We start from the raw sequence: 16289 nt of genomic DNA, 5'->3' as shown, positions 1-16289 counted from the left end.
TGCGTGCGGGCACTTGTTTTCCCGACTTCGGCGACAGCCATGCATCCCAACGCGGCCACCAAGACCCCTCATGAAAATCCGCACTCTCGCGCCATGCGTCGGTGTCGAGGGTCCAGTCGTCATTGGTGTAGTGACCATATTTCATCTTAGAAGGCGGATTCACAATTCCGGCGATATGTCCGGACTCCGAGAGAATGAAGGTTTTTGAGTGGCTGCCCATTTGCTTGATGCCGGTATAGGACGTCGTCCAGGCTGCAATGTGGTCGGTCTCGCAGGCAATCGCACAGACCGGGACAGTGACATCCGAGATTTTCAGGGTTTCGCCCAAGACCTCGAAGCCCTCGCGGGCGAAACGGTTTTCCTGACAAAGTCCGCGTAGGTATTCCATCGCCATACAGCCGGGCAGGTTGGTTCCATCGCCGTTCCAATACAGAAGATCAAACGCTGGTGGTGCCTCGCCCATCATGTAGCTGCGGATGGCCGGCCCATAAATCAGATCGTTTGACCGCAGATAGCTGAAGGTTTTAGACATGATCTTCTTGTCCAGCATCCCATCGACTTCCACCTGTGCTTGGATCGAGTCCACAAAGTCGTTCGAAAGGAAAACACCCACTTCGCCCTGGTCTTCAAAGTCAGTCAGCGCAGTAAACAGGGTTGCCGACTTGATCGACTTGTCGCCGCGCTTTTTCATCAAAGCCAATGTCAGCGACAAAGTTGTCCCGGCAATACAATAGCCAACCGCGTTGACCTGTTTCTCGCCGGTGATCGTTTTCACCTGCTCAACGGCACTAAGATACCCCTTCTCAACATAGTCGCCGAGGCCAATATCGCGGTAGCTTGGGTCCGGGTTCTTCCAGCTCACGACAAACAAAGTATAGCCTTGCTCGACGATCCACCGGATCAATGAGTTCTGGGGCTTCAGATCGAGAATGTAGAATTTGTTGATCCACGGCGGAAAGAGAACCAGCGGCGTTTTGTGCACTGTCTGTGTTTTCGGCGCGTATTGGATCAGCTCGAACAATTCATTTCGATAGACAACCGAACCCTCAGCGGTCGCGATGTTCTCGCCGACTTTAAAGGCGTTCTTGTCGGCAAGCGTGACAAGCATCTCGCCATCACTCGCCTCTATATCACGGACAAGATTCTCCAAGCCATCGACCAAAGACTGTCCGTCGGTTTCAACCGCCTTGGTCAGGGCGGCCGGGTTTGTGCCAAGAAAATTCGTCGGGCTCATCATATCGACGATCTGGCGGGTGAAATAGCGCGCGCGCTTTTTGTCCTTATCTTCTAAACCCTCAAGCTTATCCACCATCTCGGACATGGCGTCCGCTGAAAACAAGTACTGCTGTTTCACGTAGTTGAAGAAGGGATGATTCTCCCACAAAGGGTCGCTAAATCGGCGGTCTTTCGGCGAATGATCCTCGGGTGGCTCAAGCTTGCCGTGCGCGAGGTTGTTTTGAGCGTCTATATAATGCGTGAGTGCTTTCGCCCAATAGCCGACCTGATGTTCGATCAGCTTGGAGGGGTTTGACATCATCTCCGCCATGTAGGCCGAGGCGGCCTTCTTGTAGAGGTCCTCGCCCGGACCGTCGAGCCCCGGATGCTTTGGTTTCTTTGCGGCAACCGCGGCAATCAACCTCTGAGACAGCTCCTCGATTCGCGCCAGATTTTCGTTCAGGCGGTCCAGATTCGCCGGCGTTTCTGTTTCTTTTGTTGCCATTGGCGGGTTTCGAGCCTATTTTGCAGGTGCAGCATTTAAGTTGTGATGTACGAACGTAAGTCTATCGCCGCAACCTTCTAAGGGTCAAAGCGACGAATTGGCTCGCCAACCTTGAGGTGCCAGATGCGATATATGATGACTTACGATCTGATGGATACTTTCCGGAATACAAACCAGTGGGCGGGCGCAAGCGCGCAAGCAATTGCATCCTACCCGATATGGGGCATGTTTCCCAACCCGGCGTTCAATCTGATGGCCGCATGGGGCGAAGTGACCGAGCGCAGCTTCTCGCGCATGGTGACAAAACCTGACTGGGGTCTCGACAGCGTTGTGGGGGCAGACGGCCGTGACCATATCGTGACGGTTGAAAATGACCTTCGGCGTCCGTTTGGTGATCTGATCCACTTTGATGTGCAGGGGCGTGCGCCAAAAAAGCGACGGGTTTTGCTCGTGGCTCCTATGTCGGGCCATTATGCGACGCTTCTGCGCTCGACCGTCCAAAGCCTTCTGCCGGACGCGGATGTCTGGATCACCGATTGGCACAACGCCCGTGATATCCCGGTAAGCGCCGGAAAATTCGATATTGAAGATTATACGCTCTATCTCGCCGAATTCATGGACCATCTTGGCCCCGATCTTCATGTGATCGCTGTGTGCCAGCCGGCGCCACTTGCACTGGCTGCGACGGCGTATCTTGCGGCTCAAAACCCCAAAGCTCAGCCTCGAACACTTACTCTTATCGGTGGCCCCATCGATCCCGATGCGAACCCGTCCGACGTGACCGACTTTGGTCGCCGCGTCACGATGGGTCAGCTTGAGCAAATGATGCTTCAGCGCGTCGGTTTCAAACACGCCGGCGTTGGGCGAATGGTCTATCCGGGGCTCTTGCAGCTTGCGTCTTTCGTATCGATGAACTCCGAAACCCATTCATCGGCGTTTTACGAACAAATCATGCGGGTCTCTAAAGCCGAGGCCGGCGATCATGATAAGCACAATAAATTCTACGACGAGTATCTTGCGGTCATGGACATGACGGCGGAATTTTACATGTCGACGGTCGAGCGAGTCTTTAAGAACCGTGAGATCGCTCAAAACCAATTCGTTGTGGACGGACGCCCGGTCGACATTGGCGCAATCAACAACGTTGCCGTAAAAATCGTCGAAGGCGAAAATGACGATATCTCGGCGCCGGGTCAGTGCCTTGCTGCGCTTGACCTGCTTACGGGTCTGCCGGACTCCAAAAAAGCCGCGCATCTCGAGCCGGGTGCGGGACACTACGGCATCTTCGCGGGCAAAAGCTGGCGCAACAACATCCGCCCTCTGGTTCTCGATTTCATCGACGCGAATTCGCCAGCGACGGCCAAACGCAAAAAGCGCGCTTAATCAGGTCCAGTTAACAGCAGCGCCGCCGGGTAAGGCGGCACGGGCGCGCATGGGGAAATCCATCGCATAGTTTTTTGCGGCGCAAAAAGCGCCGACCCATTCGTCATTCATCAAAATGAAATCCAGAACCGAGGCCAGGAACTCCGCATCCTGCGCCCGCTCTCGAATGTCGTCGAGGCCTGCTCCAGTCGATCCAAGAAAGACGGGCAAAAGCTCGTCGTCTGAGGCAAGCCAGACAAGGGCTTCGATGGCCAGAACTTCGGCGGAGTCTCGCGCGAGGGGTGTCAAAGGGGCTCTCCTGGAAAGACTTTATGAACTCTTCTGAGAAAAGACTGAACGGCAAAGGAACAAATGTAAATATTACTGGGGCAGCACATGGCGAACCACATATTGCGCTTGGGTGGCTCGACGCCGGCACGGATCCTGACGTCGTCGCCGCTGACCGGCATATATGAGGTGCCGGACAGCGGCTCCCTTATCGCACGGGAACCATGTCTCAGCCTAAGACAAGAAATGTCCCACTTGGTTATTCTGCGGCGTGCGGTGGGGCAGCATCGATGATTGATACCACGCGCGGGCAAAAAACTGTGGTCGACCGTTTTCTTGGCCTTGCTGAAGGCGTCACTTATTGCGCCAAAGCAGCGGGGCGTAATCGGATCGAGGTCGCGTTTACTCCCGCCTGAGCCGGCGTAGGTCACGCGCAAGCCGGTCCGCATAAGCCGCGCGCTCATTGGGGTCTAGCCGTGAGAGTTGCTCGACAAGCAATGCTTCTCCGATGTTTTGGCGTCGAAGAGCGATCTCGCGCTGTTCCTGCAGAATTACTTGTACAGCCTTGGGGTCAAAAGGCTCGGTATTCAGAGCGGTCAGCAAGGCTTCGAACCGTGCGCGCAAAGCGCTTCTGTTCTCACGCAAGCGGTCATCGTCTCTGCGAATTTCCTGATAAAGCGCGCGACGATCTTCGGGTTCAAGGGCCCGAACGAAGGGAATTCCGACCACAGATCGTGCCGGACCGTCGAGGCGCTCGCCACGGTCTTTCCCACGATTGTCAATTACGATCCCCAATACAACACCGATGATCAGCATGTTGCAAATCAATGAGACGGCGAGAAGCGGTTTGACCCAGCGCCGCTTGGGAGTGGGTTTCTCGGTCATCCATCGACCTCCAGATCGCTAAAGCCACTTAGGGCGACGGCAGGGAGAAACGCAGAGACGTCAAAATCGGCGCTGTCTCCGAAAGCCAATCCGTCGGCGAAATCCGAAGATGGGACGTGGAATCCGATCCAGACCCCGGCAAGCGTCGCCGCTGCAAGACCTGACACCGGCACCATTGCGGCGGCTATCCGCGCCCAGAGGCTGATTGTCGTTGTGACCGCCATTGGAGTGGTTTGCTTAGCAATCACCGCATCCGCGTCGGCCTCAAGTCGCGCCATGAAATCGGGCGAAAGTCCCGGTGCATTGTTGCGCGCACCTTCGAACAAAGCCTCCAGCGCCAGATCGTCTTTTGCGTCATTGGTCATCATCATACCCCAGTTCGGCTCGTTTGCCCCGCAATGCCGCCCCGAGCGCGCGTTTTCCGCGTGCTACAAGACTTTCCACCGCTTCGACGCCGATGTCCATGATCTCGGCTATTTCCGGATTGCTCCGTTCTTCAATATGCCTCAGCACGACGGCGTGCCGCTGTCGCTCAGGCAGCGTGGCGAGAGCACCATTTAAGGCGTCGCGACGCGCAGTATCGGTCATTTGTTCCACAACCGATTGCAGGTCGGCTGCGGGTTCTGCAATTGCGTCGATGTCCACCGTCGGCTTCCTGGCCCGAAGTTTGTCGGTACACAGGTTCACCAAAACCCGGAAACACCACGTCGATACCTTGGCCTCGCCTTGCCGCCATTCCGGTGCGACCTTCCACAACCGAACAAGCGTTTCCTGAACCACGTCTTCGGCCTCTGCACGGTCGGACAAAACCCTGGTCGCATGCGATAAAAGGCGCGGCGCCAGCCGTTCTATCAGAACCCGCGCAGCACTTGCATCGCCGTTGGCCACAGCAACCAGAAGCGCCGCATCTGGCGCCGCATCTGGTGATGCTTCTGGATTTGCGTGTTGCATGGTCTGATGACAGGCCTAGCGCCGGATCGCCGTTTGGGCAATCCGGCACTGACTTGGATGTCTCACAGGCGCTCAGCTTCAACCGTCGCGCTTGCCACCTTTACCACCGCGGCGATCTGCCATTTTTTTGCGGAACTCTTCGAACTCTTCGGCGTTGACGCCGCCCGAGCCGTCGGTATCGGCGCGTTCAATCATCCGTTCGGCGCGCGGACCACCACCCTGACGGGCTTCAATCGCGTCGCGGCTTACGGTGCCATCTCCATCAGCGTCGAGGCGTGCGAATATTTGCATCGCGCGCTCCGCGGTCTGGGCCTGCATGTGAGCGATGAACTCGGCTTCTGTGACCTGACCGTCGCCGTTTGTGTCGAGATCGGCAAACCGTTTGGCGCGTGCGGCCTCAAGGTCTTGAGTCTGAATCTCGCCGCTGCCATCTGTATCAAGCGTTGCGAAATCCATCGGACCCGGTCCGCCGTGGCGTTCTTGTGCCTCGGCGACGCCTAACCCGGCGGTGATCGCAAGTGCTGCCAGAGCGAGGCGGAGTGTGTTGTTGTTCATTGGGAGCGTTTCCTTCAGCTTGTAAAATTTGTTTCGTGCTCTTCAAACGGTCGTGCGGCTGGCTTCCGTCGCACTTTTTGCAAAAAAGTTTTTTTAAGGACGCGACATCCCGCCGCAAGGACATTTGGTACCATTTCCTTTTTACCTTGCCGCCTCGATGGTTGCAGTTTGAAGGGCTGGCGGCGCGCTGGCTGGAAGGCATTGCGATGTATCACGATTACAAAATAGTTTTGAAGGACGATGTCCAACCAAACACCGAAGAGCGTGATGTGCGCGGCTCGATGTTACGGGGCTGGCGGCGGACCTGTCCGAATTGTGGGCGTGGTCCATTGATGAAAAGTTATCTGGCAGTGCGTGATAGCTGCCCTGTTTGCGACGAGGACCTGTCTCACCACCGTGCGGACGATGGGCCTGCTTATCTGACTATTTTGATCGTCGGGCATCTGATGGCGCCGGGTTTGATCTGGGCCTTTACCGAATTTCGTCCAGATCCAATGATCCTCGCCTCGACCTTTACAGTAGGATGTGTCGCGCTTTCGCTCTATCTTTTGCCAAGGCTGAAGGGGGCGATTGTCGGTTTACAATGGGCGAAACGCCTGCATGGTTTCGGGGCCTCCAATCGAGGTTGAACCTTTGAGCGACGACCTCCCAATTCGTGCGGCGTCGACGATTATTCTTATACGTGATGTTGCGACACGACCTGCGGTGTTAATGGGGCAGCGGGGAAAAGGCGCTGTTTTCATGCCAAGGAAATATGTGTTTCCCGGCGGAGCGGTGGATGCCGCGGACGCTAATGTGCAGCTTTCCGAGCCGATTGATCCGCGCAGTCGCCAGTTGTTGATGTTGGAGAAAGATGCACCCGAGGTTACGCCCGAAGCTCTTGCGGTGGCGGCGATCCGGGAGTTGGCCGAGGAGACAGGCTTGGTGCTTGAAAGGCCCGGCGCTTTGCGGTTTTTCCTTCGTGCGATCACGCCCCCCGGGCGGCCCCGGCGTTTTGATGCGCGTTTCTTTCTGGCGCCGGTCGAGGCTATTTCCGGCGGCGCAGAGGCCGATTTTCACGATAGCGACGAGTTGTCCCATTTGCATTGGGTGGCGCTGGACGATGTTCACGCGTTGGATTTGGTGAAGGTGACGGCGATGGTGCTTGAGCGTTTGGCCGAGCATTTGCCATCGCTTGAAACACCCAAGCGCGTGCCCTTGGTGAGGAATGACCGGATAGAGGATCGTGTGGTCTGGCTAGGTTGAGCCGATCAGCGTGACGGTGGTGATCGAGATCGTCAACAGGCCCATTCCAAGCAGTTCACGCGGCGATGTTTTTTCGCGAAAGAACAACACGCCCATCGCAAGCGAAAAGATCAACTCGATCTGCCCGACCGCAAAGACATAAGCGGCGTTCTGTAGAGAAAAGGCAGCAAACCAGCACCAGCTTCCGATCAGCGAAAACACTCCAACAAGCGATGATTTTCGCCAACCTTTTAGGGTCTCGCTGATCTGGCCGGGTTCGCGCAGGACCAGCCAAAGCCCAAGGGCGAGGGCTTGCGCCGTGGCGACGAAGGCCAGTGTCAGACCCGCAACAAGGAAGGTGTCGGCGCTGTCGATTGCAAGGACCGCGCCGCGATAACCGATTGCAGAAAGCGCGAAGAAAATACCTGATAACAATCCGATAGCCGCGCTTTTGTTGAGAATTCCGCCACCTTCTGGGGCCTTGGAAAGAAGCATCACTCCGATGAACCCAAGGGCAATGAAGGCAGCGCCAAGCGGGTCAAGAAGGTCCCCGAGGATGACGAAGCCTGCAAGCGCAGTCAGCATCACTTCGGTTTTCTTGAAGGTGATGCCGACCGCAAAAGAACGTCGTTTGAACAAGGTGACAGTGCAGATTGTGGCGAGGATTTGGGTTGCGCCACCGGACAGCGCGTAGGGCCAAAAGCTGGGTTTGACGTTTGGCAGCGTGGCGGGAGTAACGGCGATGTAAGCGGTCATAATCACAATGACGACGGGCGCCGACCACAAGAACCGCGCCCAAGTGGTGGCCGCGGGGCTAAGCGCAACTCCGGCCAGCACCTTTTGGATCGCAAAACGGATTGTTTGCGCGGCCGCGGCGGTGATGGCGAGGATAACCCAAAGCTTCATCCGCGGACCTTGGGTGGAAACGCGTGGTTTGGAAAGGGGTTAGCTGCGTCGCCAGATCGGATGTGGGACTGGGTCTTTGGGCGCCAGAAAATGCTTGGCGAACACTTCGCGATAGGAGCGATAAAAGTAGCCATCGTTTTGAGACAGGTAGCGGCCTGGATTCTTGCGGAAAAGGCGCGGCAAGCGATACCACGGGATGCGCGGATGGATGTGGTGCAGGACGTGGTAATTGTTGTTGAGGAACAAAAGCGCAAGCGGGCCCTGGTCGTCGATGATGACGGTGCGGCCCCGTGCTTTTACGTGGGCCTGATGTTCCAGGAAAGTACGGATTTTCAAAAGCGACAGCCCACCGTAGGCGGCAAGACCATAGGCCCAAAACGGAATTGTCGCGACAGTCGAAAGCCAAACAATAACAGCAGTGAGTGCGGGGATATGCCAGGCCCAACCCCTGAGGACGCGGGGATCAGCGCGGCGGTTTTGCCAGTCCGAGCGCAAGAAGCAGGCGGTGCCAAGAAGCGGGCCAATGAGGAGACGCCCGGCCAGCGTGTTGTTGGCGGTGCGGATGGCTTTGGCAAAGCGGGACATTTTATCCCAGTCACCGGGATCGATATAGTTGCTTTCGGGATCGTCGTAGGGGTCGGTTAGTCGGCTGTCTAGGTGGTGGTCCAGATGGGTGTCGCGGAAGCGGGTATATGGCAGGATCAGCGTCAGCGCGGGCGCGACGAGGAGCGCGTTTAAGCGGATGCTTTTGAAGGGGTGGCCATGGATCGCTTCGTGTTGGACTGATGAGAACTGCGCAATGGCGATGGCTGCGACAAGGATCGCAAATGGCAACGACAAGGTGGGCAGCCATATAGTGGCAATGGCCCAGACGAGGTAGGTCACAGCCAACACCAGAAGTGTTGGCCATTCGGTGGCGCCGGGCGTGGCCGATCTGAAAAGTGTTCTAAGTGTCGCGGTCCCCATATGCTGGTTTTCGCACTTGCGGGGTGTATGGGGAATTTCGTATGCAGTTACCATTAATTCACAAATCGTGAATTAAATCACCAACTGTGAGAAAATGGATAAACGCGACCGCGCTAAACTGTTCAAATTGAGGCTTTCTGAAGCGATGGCGGTGAAATCCGCGACCCAGAGCGGTCTGGCGCGGGCCGTTGGGGTAGATCGCTCGACGATCTCTCAACTTTTGACACGCGACACAGCACGAATGCCGAACGCGCAGGTGGTGGCCGAATGTGCGGCCGCTTTGGGTGTGTCCGGCGACTGGTTACTGGGTCTGTCGGACAAACCCGAACGCGCGGCGGATATTCTTGCAGCCTCGATGCAGGTGTCGGAGGCCCCGCGTGCCTTGATCGACGAACAAATTTTTGCGTGGCACCAAGAGGCGGCTGGCTACAAGATGCGTCATGTTCCGGCGGCGTTGCCTGATATGCTGAAGACAAGTGCGCTGCTTCGCTGGGAATATGAACCTCATTTGGGGAAGTCTTCGGATCAGGCGATCGGGGCCAGCCGCGACCGGTTGGAATGGATCCAGCAGTCTTTGTCAGACTACGAAATTGCCATGCCACTTTACGAAATTCAGTCTTTGGCGAGTTCGACAGGGTACTATAAGGGCCTGCCCAAGGACGTGCGTGACGAGCAGATGCGGTATCTTACGCAGCTTCACGCCGAGCTTTACCCGTCTTTGAGAGTCTTTTTATTCGATGCAAGGCGGCTGTGGTCTGCCCCACTGACGGTGTTCGGACCGTTGGTCGCCGTTTTGTATGTGGGTCAGTACTATATGGCGTTTCGCGACCGCGAGCGCGTCAAAGTCCTGACGGAGCAATTCGATGGGTTGGTGCGCGAAGCCACTGTGTCAGAGCGGGACTGGCCCGCCCATCTTCAGGCGCTTTCGGCTTTGGGGGGCTGAACCGAGCGTGGCTTTGGCCCAAATTCCTGCGCGGCAAGCTGCGATAGGACCATGGTTGCGTCGGATTTCGCCTTTGCGTCTGTTTTGGACGACACATCAATCACGTAGCCTCCGTTTTCGCCTTGATCGACGCGAAGCACATGGGCAGGGCGCAGCGCGCAGCCCTGTACAGCGTCCACGTCGAAGTCTTTGGTGACGACGGCAATCGTCGTGTCGCGCGGGGCTTCGCCTTGCGCACGTTGAATAACTTTTCGCATCAGCTCCAGGCGTTCGGGCAGGCAGATCACGACCCAATCCGCACCACACACGGTGCTTGAGATAGTGCTTTCGCGGGTCCAGTCGCGCTTGAGGTCGGGAACCCCTTCCGCAATGGGATCTGGATCAAAGCCGGAGACGGCCCATCCGGTTGCGTGAAACGCACGGGCGATGTCGCCGCCACGTGTGCCAAGCCCAAGAACCGCTACTTTCCGGGTCATGGTGCCTCCTGCATTGTCGTTTGAAGTTGGGATAGATCGTAGCCGTTGAAAGCCAGAATATCGCGCGCCGCTTTTAAGCGGTCGGCGGGAATGACGGGTTCTCGATTGAGGATCCAACCGGCGCGGCCTGACGGTGTGCCGACGACAGCGGTGCGATAGTCAGTGTCGACCCAAAGCACCCAGTAGTCGGCCGCAAACGGCACGCCATCGAGACGGATCTTAAGGCGTCCGGGGCCGTCAACGCGGGCGGTGCCGGCAATCTGGTCCGCACCATCGTCCGTGTCACAAATGTTCACGACATCAAACGTGCCGTTCTCTGCTGCAGTATAAGTGGCGGTTGTGTTGCGACAGCCTGCTTGGAACGGCACGGGGAAGCTGGCGACTTCGTACCAAGTCCCGGCGTATCGGGCGGCATCAAATGTGGCTATGGACGATATTGGCACGCCGGTATCGCGGTATTCTGGGAAGGCGACGCAGGCAGACAGGGCCAGTGGGATAAGGGCAAGCCAGCGCATCAGTTAATACACTGCGTTGCTATCTGACCGCCATCGGTCAGGATTTGGTGGCAGCCAAGGAAGGGCGTGGTGGGCGCGCAGGTGCGCGAGCGGGCAAGGCAGATGCTTTCGCAGTCGGAGGCTTCGCGACACTGCTGATTGGCGTCGTTTGTGGGGCGGTAACAGGTGAAAAGAACGCCACCTGCGCGCGCGCCCCAGCGTCCGCCGGAGTTTTCGCATTCGGTGCGGGGGCCTTCAAGGATATCGGGAACGCCGCCGGTTTCGGCAGATGCGCGCGGGCCGTCTTCCTGACACGCGGAAAGCGTCAGGGCGAGACAGATCGTTAAAAGACCGCGACTTAGCGCTGACATTCGTCCTCCCAAATATCCCTGCGTTCGTGTCGGACACTAGGGGTGCGTTTGGGAGCGGGCAACTGTGACGGTGCTTAGTAAGGCATCGGGTGGGCGCGGTGTGCTTTGGATACCTCAGCCAAAAGCTCTTCCGGCAATTCGACCGACGGTGCCTTGAGGATATGGGCCAGTTGCTCGGTCGTCGTGGCCCCAAAAATCGGGATCGTCGGGAAGGGCCGCGTGCGGGTCCATTGCAGCGCCATATGGGTGAAGTCGATGCCGAATTTGTCGGCGATTGCGGCGTAGACTTCGACGGCTTCGGCCACACGAGGACTATTGCGCCCCCCCATGCCGTTGCTGATCGACATGCGCGATCCTTTGGGGATGCTTTCGTGCCGGTACTTGCCGGTGAGGAAACCACAAGCAAGCGGCGAAAAGGCAAGAAGTGTGACGTCTTCGTGGTGGCTCAGTTCGCCCATGTCTGTGTCGTAGATACGGCAGAGAAGCGAGTATTCGTTCTGCATTGTCGCGACACGTGGGCCGCCGGCTTTCTCGGCTGCGTTCAACCAGTTCATTGTGCCCCACGCGCTGTCGTTTGACAGGCCAAAGGCGCGGATTTTACCTTCGTCGGCGAGGGCTTTCAGGACGTCCATGACTTCGGCCATGTTGTCGAGGATCGCGCTTTGGTGGGGCTGTTGGTCGGGCGCGAAGTCCCAGCACTGGCGAAAGTGGTAGGAGCCGCGGTTTGGCCAGTGGAACTGATAGAGGTCGACGTAGTCCGTTTGCAGGCGCTTGAGCGAGCCTTCGAGGGTTTCGCGCACGGTTGCCGCGGAGATGTCCTGTCCGGGTCGCACGAAAGCGCCGTTGGGGCCGGAGTGTTTGGTGGCGATGACAACCTGATCGCGCTTGCCGGATCTGGCGTTCCAGTTGCCGATTATTGTCTCGGTGGTGCCGACGGTTTCGGCCAGAACAGGGTTTACCGGGTACATTTCAGCGGTGTCGAGAAAGTCGATGCCCGCATCAAGCGCCATATCTATCTGGGTGTGGCTGTCGGCTTGGTTTGTTTGCGTGCCGAAGGTCATGGTGCCGAGGCAATAATCACTGACCTCGATGCCGGTGCGGCCAAGTTGGATACGGTTCATGGGGGAAATCTCCTTTGCGTATCGAGAAGGGATAGCGCCTCGCGTGGGATTGGCAAGTCGATCGGCGGGATTGAGAACAAAAAGCGAACATGCTAGAAGTGATTCATGTCTGCTGCCGCTGTTTCTCATCTTCTGACCCGTCAGACTCACCGCCGATCCAAGGCGCCTGCCGTGGCGTTTCTGGAGGGGCTCTCGCTTGAGCGGGGCCGGGCGCATGAGATTTGTGGCGCGGCGCGGCGGACGATGGCGTTTGCGGTGGCGCAGGCGATGGTGGGCAATGTGCTTTGGATCAGGCCATCTTGGACGCCTGGACGGCTTAATCCGGACGGCTTTATGCGGTTTGTCGATCCGGGACGGATTATCCGGGTGACGCCGAAGCGGCCCGAAGATTTGCTGTGGTGTACCGAAGAAGCTTTGCGGGCGGGGATTATTCCTTTGGTTGTCGCGGACTTGTCTGGGCCGCCCGGATTGACGGCGGTGCGGCGGTTGCATTTGGCGGCCGAGACGGGGGGCGAGATGTCGGGGGTGGCACCTTTGGGGCTGCTTTTGACGCCTGATAAAGGGGGCGCGCCGGGGGTGGAGACCCGGTGGTCGATGCGGCCTGCACACAGCAATACCAAGAAAGAGGCTTGGGTTTTGGACCGGGTGCGGGCGCGCACAGAACCGGAGAAGCGGTTTTATCTTAAGGGTTTAAGGACGGGATTGGCGCTTGGCGAGGCGCCTTAACGGCGCTTTGGCCAGAACAAAGCAAGCGTTGTGGTGGCGAAAAGCGCCGTGGCGATCCAGCCGAAATACCAAAGCTGACCGGCCTGCAGGTCTTCGGCGTAAGAAGCTGCGAAACGGGTTTTTCCCATGTGGGCCATGGCGAAGGCCATGCTGGTCAGGACAAGTGCCGCGAAGGCCGAGGCCCAGCGAAAGCGCGTGGCATAGCGTAGGATCAGGGCGAGAACTGCGCCTGCGGGCGCGCCGATCAAAGCGATTTTGATCGCCCAGAACGGATGCGCGCCAAGCGTCTGCGAGAGGCCTAAGGCGGCCGCAAGGACCACGGTGATCGCCGCCAGGGCGAATGGAAATAGTTTTTTAATCAATGATTTAGCCCGCAATTTTTTGCGATTTATTGGTCTGCTCACAGACACGATAGGCACGACTGCCGATTCGGTGAAAGCCTCAGATCATCGCCCAATCGTGATATGTGACATCCTTGCCGGGCGCTTGCGTTTCCTTGGGCGGTTTTGGGGCTGGTGTTTGGTCTGACATTGTAACGCTCCTTTCCTAACAGGAGATGTGGAGCGCGAACGTGTACCGGGACAGGGGCGAACATCGCAATGTGATGCGCGGTGAACGGGCGCGGGAGGGCGCGCGCCCGTCCGATTAAGGCTAGTCCGCGTTGCGGTTCTTTGCGCCAATTCCGCCATGCATTGTCTCAAGCTCGTTGGCCTGCCCGCGAGTGCCGTCTGCGTTCGGATTGTCTCCCCCTTTGCCGGGGACATTGGTGATGCCGTGGATATTGCCCCCGTTTTCGTTCGCCCCGTTCGGATTGGCATTTGTGCCATCACCGTGACCCACTTTTGAGTGAATATTCGGATGGATGGTGTCGGCCGGAGTCGCCCTATTTTGTGGGGCTGCGAGTGCCATCGAGCAGGTTGCGACGGTGGCAAGAAGCGTGCGTGTAAGTGTATTTTTCATCTTGTGTTCCCTTGGTGTGATGGGCGCGCGCTTTGTCTTTGTGCGACCCTGACGGGGAAACCACGGCAACGTGTAGGCTGGAAAGGTGACGCGCGCGCGGGGCGCAAATATGGTTGAATGTCGCCTGAATGGGGCGGTTTGATCAGCGTGGAATGGCTGTCTGGTAAGCGGCTTTTCCCTTGGGCGGCGGGGGCTTGCCGAAACGCGCGAGCGTTTGCGCCAATCTCCGAAACAAAGACATGATCGCGATGCCGATCCAGAGGACATCGATCAATACTGCGCCTGCGTTTGGGCGGTGTCAGGGCGAGATCAAGATCAGACCGGCGCCAACAAGGTTCAACGCCTGAAACGACGGTTGATCTGCGGCCAGCCTTTTTCTTGTTACTGCAAGGTAAGGCCCTGCAATAAAGAGAGAGCCGACGATCCCAATGGCGTCATATGTGGCAATGCCTTCAAGCATAGACCCGTGTCTTAAACGCGAATTTCGGCCTGCGAATGCCATGTCGGTGCAACGTCGGTGCAGGCTTTCGCCTTGTTTTCGGCCTGGTATTCCCGGCAGGAGAAGCTTGTCCGTCCCGAAATCCCGAAAATTTTTGAGTAAAGCCATGACTTTTCCTATGCCCTGGATGCCAAAAATGGCCGGACCCAGAACCCACCGCATGGCAGATGCGCGGTTTCATCAACTTCTTTATTTCATCTCGTGCGAGGGGGATGATTTTCTCGAGGAAGCCAAGCGTGCGGTGTCCGATGCCTGGCTGACGCTGGAGATGGATGTCGAGACGGACACCGCGAAGCAAAAGATATCGCTCTATCTCGATCAGTCCTTGGTCAAGATGTAACGTGCGATGGGGCGCGGCTATCAGGGCCGGATCAGTCGCATCCTTGAGACATGTATGCAGAGAAAGATCGCCGATAAAACCGAGATGTATCGGGTTCTGCTTTCGCAGCTTAAGTCGGAAGGGGAGGCGCGGTTGACGGCGGACATACCTGAAAGCGTGATCGCGGGCGGCAAGACACTCGCCGAGAACTTAGCTTACAACGAGGGGCTGCTGGATGGTTTGGCGGTTTTGAAGCGCAAGAGCGCGGACGATACCTGACCGCAAGGACGCCCGCAATTATACCTAAAGCAGTGAAGGTCGCGGTGTTTTCGCGGCTATCACGGCCTGCGGACAGCTTGTAGCTGACCGTTTGGTCATCAGTAAGACCAGAGCGTTCGACCGCGCTTAGCGAGCAAATATGTCGTTGCCACTTTCGTCGGGTGCGATGACGCCGTAGCTTTTTGTGGTGTTAACCCCTTTCACGGTGCCCGTCGCCATACGTGAGGCCTCCGTCTCCAGAGGCCGCCCGGGTGATGCGGCGGCTTTGGCTAGGGTTTTCAGGGTCGAACCTCTGGCTGGTATCGGAGACAGCGGGTTGAATTGAGAACAGCGCATTAAAGTCTCCTGATTCTGACTTTCTAATCGAGAAATTTTGGATTTAGGACCTTTGGATCCCGCCCGTATCGGCAAGCTTTTGCCTCTGCCATTGGCGGGGTACTCGCGTTTTGCACAGGCTTTTGTCAACGATTGCAGGATGACATGTGCCGTGTCAGAAAGACGCTGACAGATCAAAGGAGTGGTACATGTTGGGCATCGGCGTTTTGATGGGGGTTGCGGGCACGGTCGCGATGGATATTTGGGCGCTTGCCCTGGAGCGTTTCGCAGGTGTCGCGCGGCCGAACTGGGGAGCGGTCGGGCGCTGGGTTGTCGAGGTGTCGCGCGGGCGCATATTCCATGCATCCATCGGTGATGTGGCCGAGGTTTCAGGTGAAGCGCGGATCGGCTGGGTGTTTCACTATCTGGTGGGTGCGATTTACGGGCTGGTGTTTGTGTGGATCGCGGGGCCTGCGTGGCTGAACGCGCCGACGTTCATGGCGGTCTGGGTGTTTTCGATTTTGACGATTGGGTTTGGGTGGTTTTTGCTGCAACCGGGCCTTGGGCTTGGCTGGGCGGCGTCAAAGACAGACAATCCCTGGCGCGCACGCGGGCTTGGTCTGCTAGCGCATACGGTGTTCGGTCTGGGAATGTGGGGGATGTCTTTGGTGGTGTGAGGGACGGCTGCGAACACCCATCCCAATCTTTTAGGCGTCGCTTATGCGAGCGAGAGGTTGATCGCCGACTCGCGGCCATCACGGCCAGCTTCGATGTCGTACGTTACTTTCTGGTCGTCAGCCAGGCCGGTGAGGCCCGAACGCTCGACTGCAGAAATGTGAACGAAAACGTCCTTGCCACCTGTTTCAGGTGCGATAAAGCCGAAGCCTTTAGTAGAATTAAACCATTTCACGGTGCCATTAGCCATCGTG

At 57.5% G+C, this 16289-nt stretch carries 27 protein-coding genes; 10 read left to right on the top strand and 17 right to left on the bottom strand.

Annotated elements, in window-relative coordinates:
* Positions 1–1720: class I poly(R)-hydroxyalkanoic acid synthase (gene phaC, locus AC221Y_RS09765; RefSeq protein ID WP_486707242.1), on the bottom strand; the 1720-nt coding region annotated here is incomplete at its 3' end.
* Between the two features lie 123 nt (positions 1721–1843).
* Between phaC and phaZ the strand changes: the two genes are divergently transcribed.
* Entirely contained in the window at positions 1844–3103 is a 1260-nt protein-coding gene (gene phaZ / locus AC221Y_RS09760) for a polyhydroxyalkanoate depolymerase (RefSeq protein WP_299752510.1), read from the top strand.
* On the opposite strand, the gene AC221Y_RS09755 is transcribed toward phaZ, so the two are convergent.
* Entirely contained in the window at positions 3104–3391 is a 288-nt protein-coding gene (locus tag AC221Y_RS09755; protein WP_299752513.1) for a DUF3572 domain-containing protein, read from the bottom strand.
* A gap of 23 nt (positions 3392–3414) precedes the next feature.
* Between AC221Y_RS09755 and AC221Y_RS09750 the strand changes: the two genes are divergently transcribed.
* On the top strand, positions 3415–3558 hold the full coding sequence (locus AC221Y_RS09750; protein ID WP_299752516.1) for a hypothetical protein: 144 nt from the start codon (positions 3415–3417) through the stop codon (positions 3556–3558).
* Positions 3559–3660: 102 nt separating this feature from the next.
* Entirely contained in the window at positions 3661–3786 is a 126-nt protein-coding gene (locus tag AC221Y_RS09745) for a hypothetical protein (RefSeq protein WP_299752519.1), read from the top strand.
* On the opposite strand, the gene AC221Y_RS09740 is transcribed toward AC221Y_RS09745, so the two are convergent.
* The 4 genes from AC221Y_RS09740 to AC221Y_RS09725 form a co-directional block, all read right to left on the bottom strand.
* A complete protein-coding gene (locus tag AC221Y_RS09740; RefSeq protein WP_486707241.1) occupies positions 3773–4255 on the bottom strand; it encodes a periplasmic heavy metal sensor in 483 nt (160 codons plus the stop codon). The two genes, AC221Y_RS09745 and AC221Y_RS09740, sit on opposite strands and share 14 nt — an antisense overlap.
* Complete coding sequence (locus AC221Y_RS09735) at positions 4252–4620, bottom strand: hypothetical protein (RefSeq protein WP_299752525.1); 369 nt, start codon at positions 4618–4620, stop codon at positions 4252–4254. Before AC221Y_RS09735 ends, AC221Y_RS09740 begins: the two co-directional genes overlap by 4 nt.
* A complete protein-coding gene (locus tag AC221Y_RS09730) occupies positions 4610–5206 on the bottom strand; it encodes an RNA polymerase sigma factor (protein WP_299752528.1) in 597 nt (198 codons plus the stop codon). Before AC221Y_RS09730 ends, AC221Y_RS09735 begins: the two co-directional genes overlap by 11 nt.
* Before the next feature lie 78 nt (positions 5207–5284).
* Positions 5285–5761 carry an EF-hand domain-containing protein gene (locus AC221Y_RS09725; RefSeq protein ID WP_299752531.1) on the bottom strand — a complete coding sequence of 159 codons (477 nt, stop codon included), beginning with the start codon at positions 5759–5761 and terminating at the stop codon, positions 5285–5287.
* 281 nt (positions 5762–6042) lie between these two features.
* On the opposite strand from AC221Y_RS09725, the gene AC221Y_RS09720 reads away from it, so the two are divergent.
* A complete protein-coding gene (locus AC221Y_RS09720; protein WP_486707243.1) occupies positions 6043–6390 on the top strand; it encodes a DUF983 domain-containing protein in 348 nt (115 codons plus the stop codon).
* 4 nt (positions 6391–6394) lie between these two features.
* Positions 6395–7006, top strand: a complete 612-nt coding sequence (locus tag AC221Y_RS09715) for an NUDIX hydrolase (protein WP_299752534.1) — start codon at positions 6395–6397, stop codon at positions 7004–7006.
* Here the strand turns inward: AC221Y_RS09715 and AC221Y_RS09710 are convergent.
* Complete coding sequence (locus tag AC221Y_RS09710) at positions 6998–7891, bottom strand: EamA family transporter (RefSeq protein WP_486707240.1); 894 nt, start codon at positions 7889–7891, stop codon at positions 6998–7000. The genes AC221Y_RS09715 and AC221Y_RS09710 overlap by 9 nt on opposite strands.
* Positions 7892–7930: 39 nt before the next feature.
* A complete protein-coding gene (locus AC221Y_RS09705) occupies positions 7931–8857 on the bottom strand; it encodes a fatty acid desaturase (RefSeq protein WP_486707239.1) in 927 nt (308 codons plus the stop codon).
* 94 nt (positions 8858–8951) lie between these two features.
* Between AC221Y_RS09705 and AC221Y_RS09700 the strand changes: the two genes are divergently transcribed.
* Positions 8952–9800: a helix-turn-helix domain-containing protein gene (locus tag AC221Y_RS09700; protein WP_299752543.1), complete on the top strand. Its 849-nt coding sequence runs from the start codon at positions 8952–8954 to the stop codon at positions 9798–9800.
* On the opposite strand, the gene AC221Y_RS09695 is transcribed toward AC221Y_RS09700, so the two are convergent.
* The 4 genes from AC221Y_RS09695 to AC221Y_RS09680 form a co-directional block, all read right to left on the bottom strand.
* The gene (locus AC221Y_RS09695) at positions 9773–10276 is read right to left on the bottom strand and encodes a thioesterase family protein (protein ID WP_299752546.1); all 504 of its coding nucleotides are present in this window, start codon (positions 10274–10276) and stop codon (positions 9773–9775) included. The two genes, AC221Y_RS09700 and AC221Y_RS09695, sit on opposite strands and share 28 nt — an antisense overlap.
* Positions 10273–10791, bottom strand: a complete 519-nt coding sequence (locus AC221Y_RS09690; protein WP_299752549.1) for a lipocalin family protein — start codon at positions 10789–10791, stop codon at positions 10273–10275. The genes AC221Y_RS09695 and AC221Y_RS09690 overlap by 4 nt, the downstream gene beginning before the upstream one ends.
* Positions 10791–11141 (bottom strand): hypothetical protein, encoded by a 351-nt coding sequence (locus AC221Y_RS09685; RefSeq protein ID WP_299752552.1) that lies wholly within the window; start codon positions 11139–11141, stop codon positions 10791–10793. The genes AC221Y_RS09690 and AC221Y_RS09685 overlap by 1 nt, the downstream gene beginning before the upstream one ends.
* 74 nt (positions 11142–11215) lie before the next feature.
* Positions 11216–12262 (bottom strand): aldo/keto reductase, encoded by a 1047-nt coding sequence (locus AC221Y_RS09680; RefSeq protein ID WP_486707238.1) that lies wholly within the window; start codon positions 12260–12262, stop codon positions 11216–11218.
* A gap of 105 nt (positions 12263–12367) precedes the next feature.
* Between AC221Y_RS09680 and AC221Y_RS09675 the strand changes: the two genes are divergently transcribed.
* Entirely contained in the window at positions 12368–12988 is a 621-nt protein-coding gene (locus tag AC221Y_RS09675; protein WP_486707237.1) for an ImuA family protein, read from the top strand.
* Here the strand turns inward: AC221Y_RS09675 and AC221Y_RS09670 are convergent.
* From AC221Y_RS09670 to AC221Y_RS09660, 3 genes are all read right to left on the bottom strand, one after another.
* Positions 12985–13350 (bottom strand): hypothetical protein, encoded by a 366-nt coding sequence (locus tag AC221Y_RS09670; RefSeq protein ID WP_299752561.1) that lies wholly within the window; start codon positions 13348–13350, stop codon positions 12985–12987. The two genes, AC221Y_RS09675 and AC221Y_RS09670, sit on opposite strands and share 4 nt — an antisense overlap.
* Positions 13351–13639: 289 nt before the next feature.
* The gene (locus AC221Y_RS09665; RefSeq protein ID WP_299752564.1) at positions 13640–13948 is read right to left on the bottom strand and encodes a hypothetical protein; all 309 of its coding nucleotides are present in this window, start codon (positions 13946–13948) and stop codon (positions 13640–13642) included.
* 298 nt (positions 13949–14246) lie between these two features.
* On the bottom strand, positions 14247–14555 hold the full coding sequence (locus tag AC221Y_RS09660) for a CBU_0592 family membrane protein (RefSeq protein WP_299752566.1): 309 nt from the start codon (positions 14553–14555) through the stop codon (positions 14247–14249).
* A gap of 28 nt (positions 14556–14583) precedes the next feature.
* On the opposite strand from AC221Y_RS09660, the gene AC221Y_RS09655 reads away from it, so the two are divergent.
* A complete protein-coding gene (locus tag AC221Y_RS09655; protein WP_299752569.1) occupies positions 14584–14787 on the top strand; it encodes a hypothetical protein in 204 nt (67 codons plus the stop codon).
* Positions 14788–14841: 54 nt separating this feature from the next.
* Positions 14842–15045 (top strand): hypothetical protein, encoded by a 204-nt coding sequence (locus AC221Y_RS09650; RefSeq protein WP_299752625.1) that lies wholly within the window; start codon positions 14842–14844, stop codon positions 15043–15045.
* A gap of 126 nt (positions 15046–15171) precedes the next feature.
* On the opposite strand, the gene AC221Y_RS09645 is transcribed toward AC221Y_RS09650, so the two are convergent.
* Entirely contained in the window at positions 15172–15381 is a 210-nt protein-coding gene (locus AC221Y_RS09645; RefSeq protein WP_486707236.1) for a cold-shock protein, read from the bottom strand.
* A 188-nt stretch (positions 15382–15569) separates the two neighbouring features.
* On the opposite strand from AC221Y_RS09645, the gene AC221Y_RS09640 reads away from it, so the two are divergent.
* Positions 15570–16037 (top strand): DUF2938 domain-containing protein, encoded by a 468-nt coding sequence (locus AC221Y_RS09640; protein WP_299752572.1) that lies wholly within the window; start codon positions 15570–15572, stop codon positions 16035–16037.
* 41 nt (positions 16038–16078) lie between these two features.
* Here the strand turns inward: AC221Y_RS09640 and AC221Y_RS09635 are convergent, their stop codons facing one another.
* On the bottom strand, positions 16079–16285 hold the full coding sequence (locus AC221Y_RS09635; protein ID WP_299752575.1) for a cold-shock protein: 207 nt from the start codon (positions 16283–16285) through the stop codon (positions 16079–16081).
* Between the last annotated feature and the right edge of the window lie 4 nt (positions 16286–16289).

This window comes from Boseongicola sp. (genome assembly GCF_057460485.1).
The sequence above is the reverse complement of the archived record's forward strand: the minus strand, read 5'-3'. Positions and strand labels throughout refer to the sequence as shown.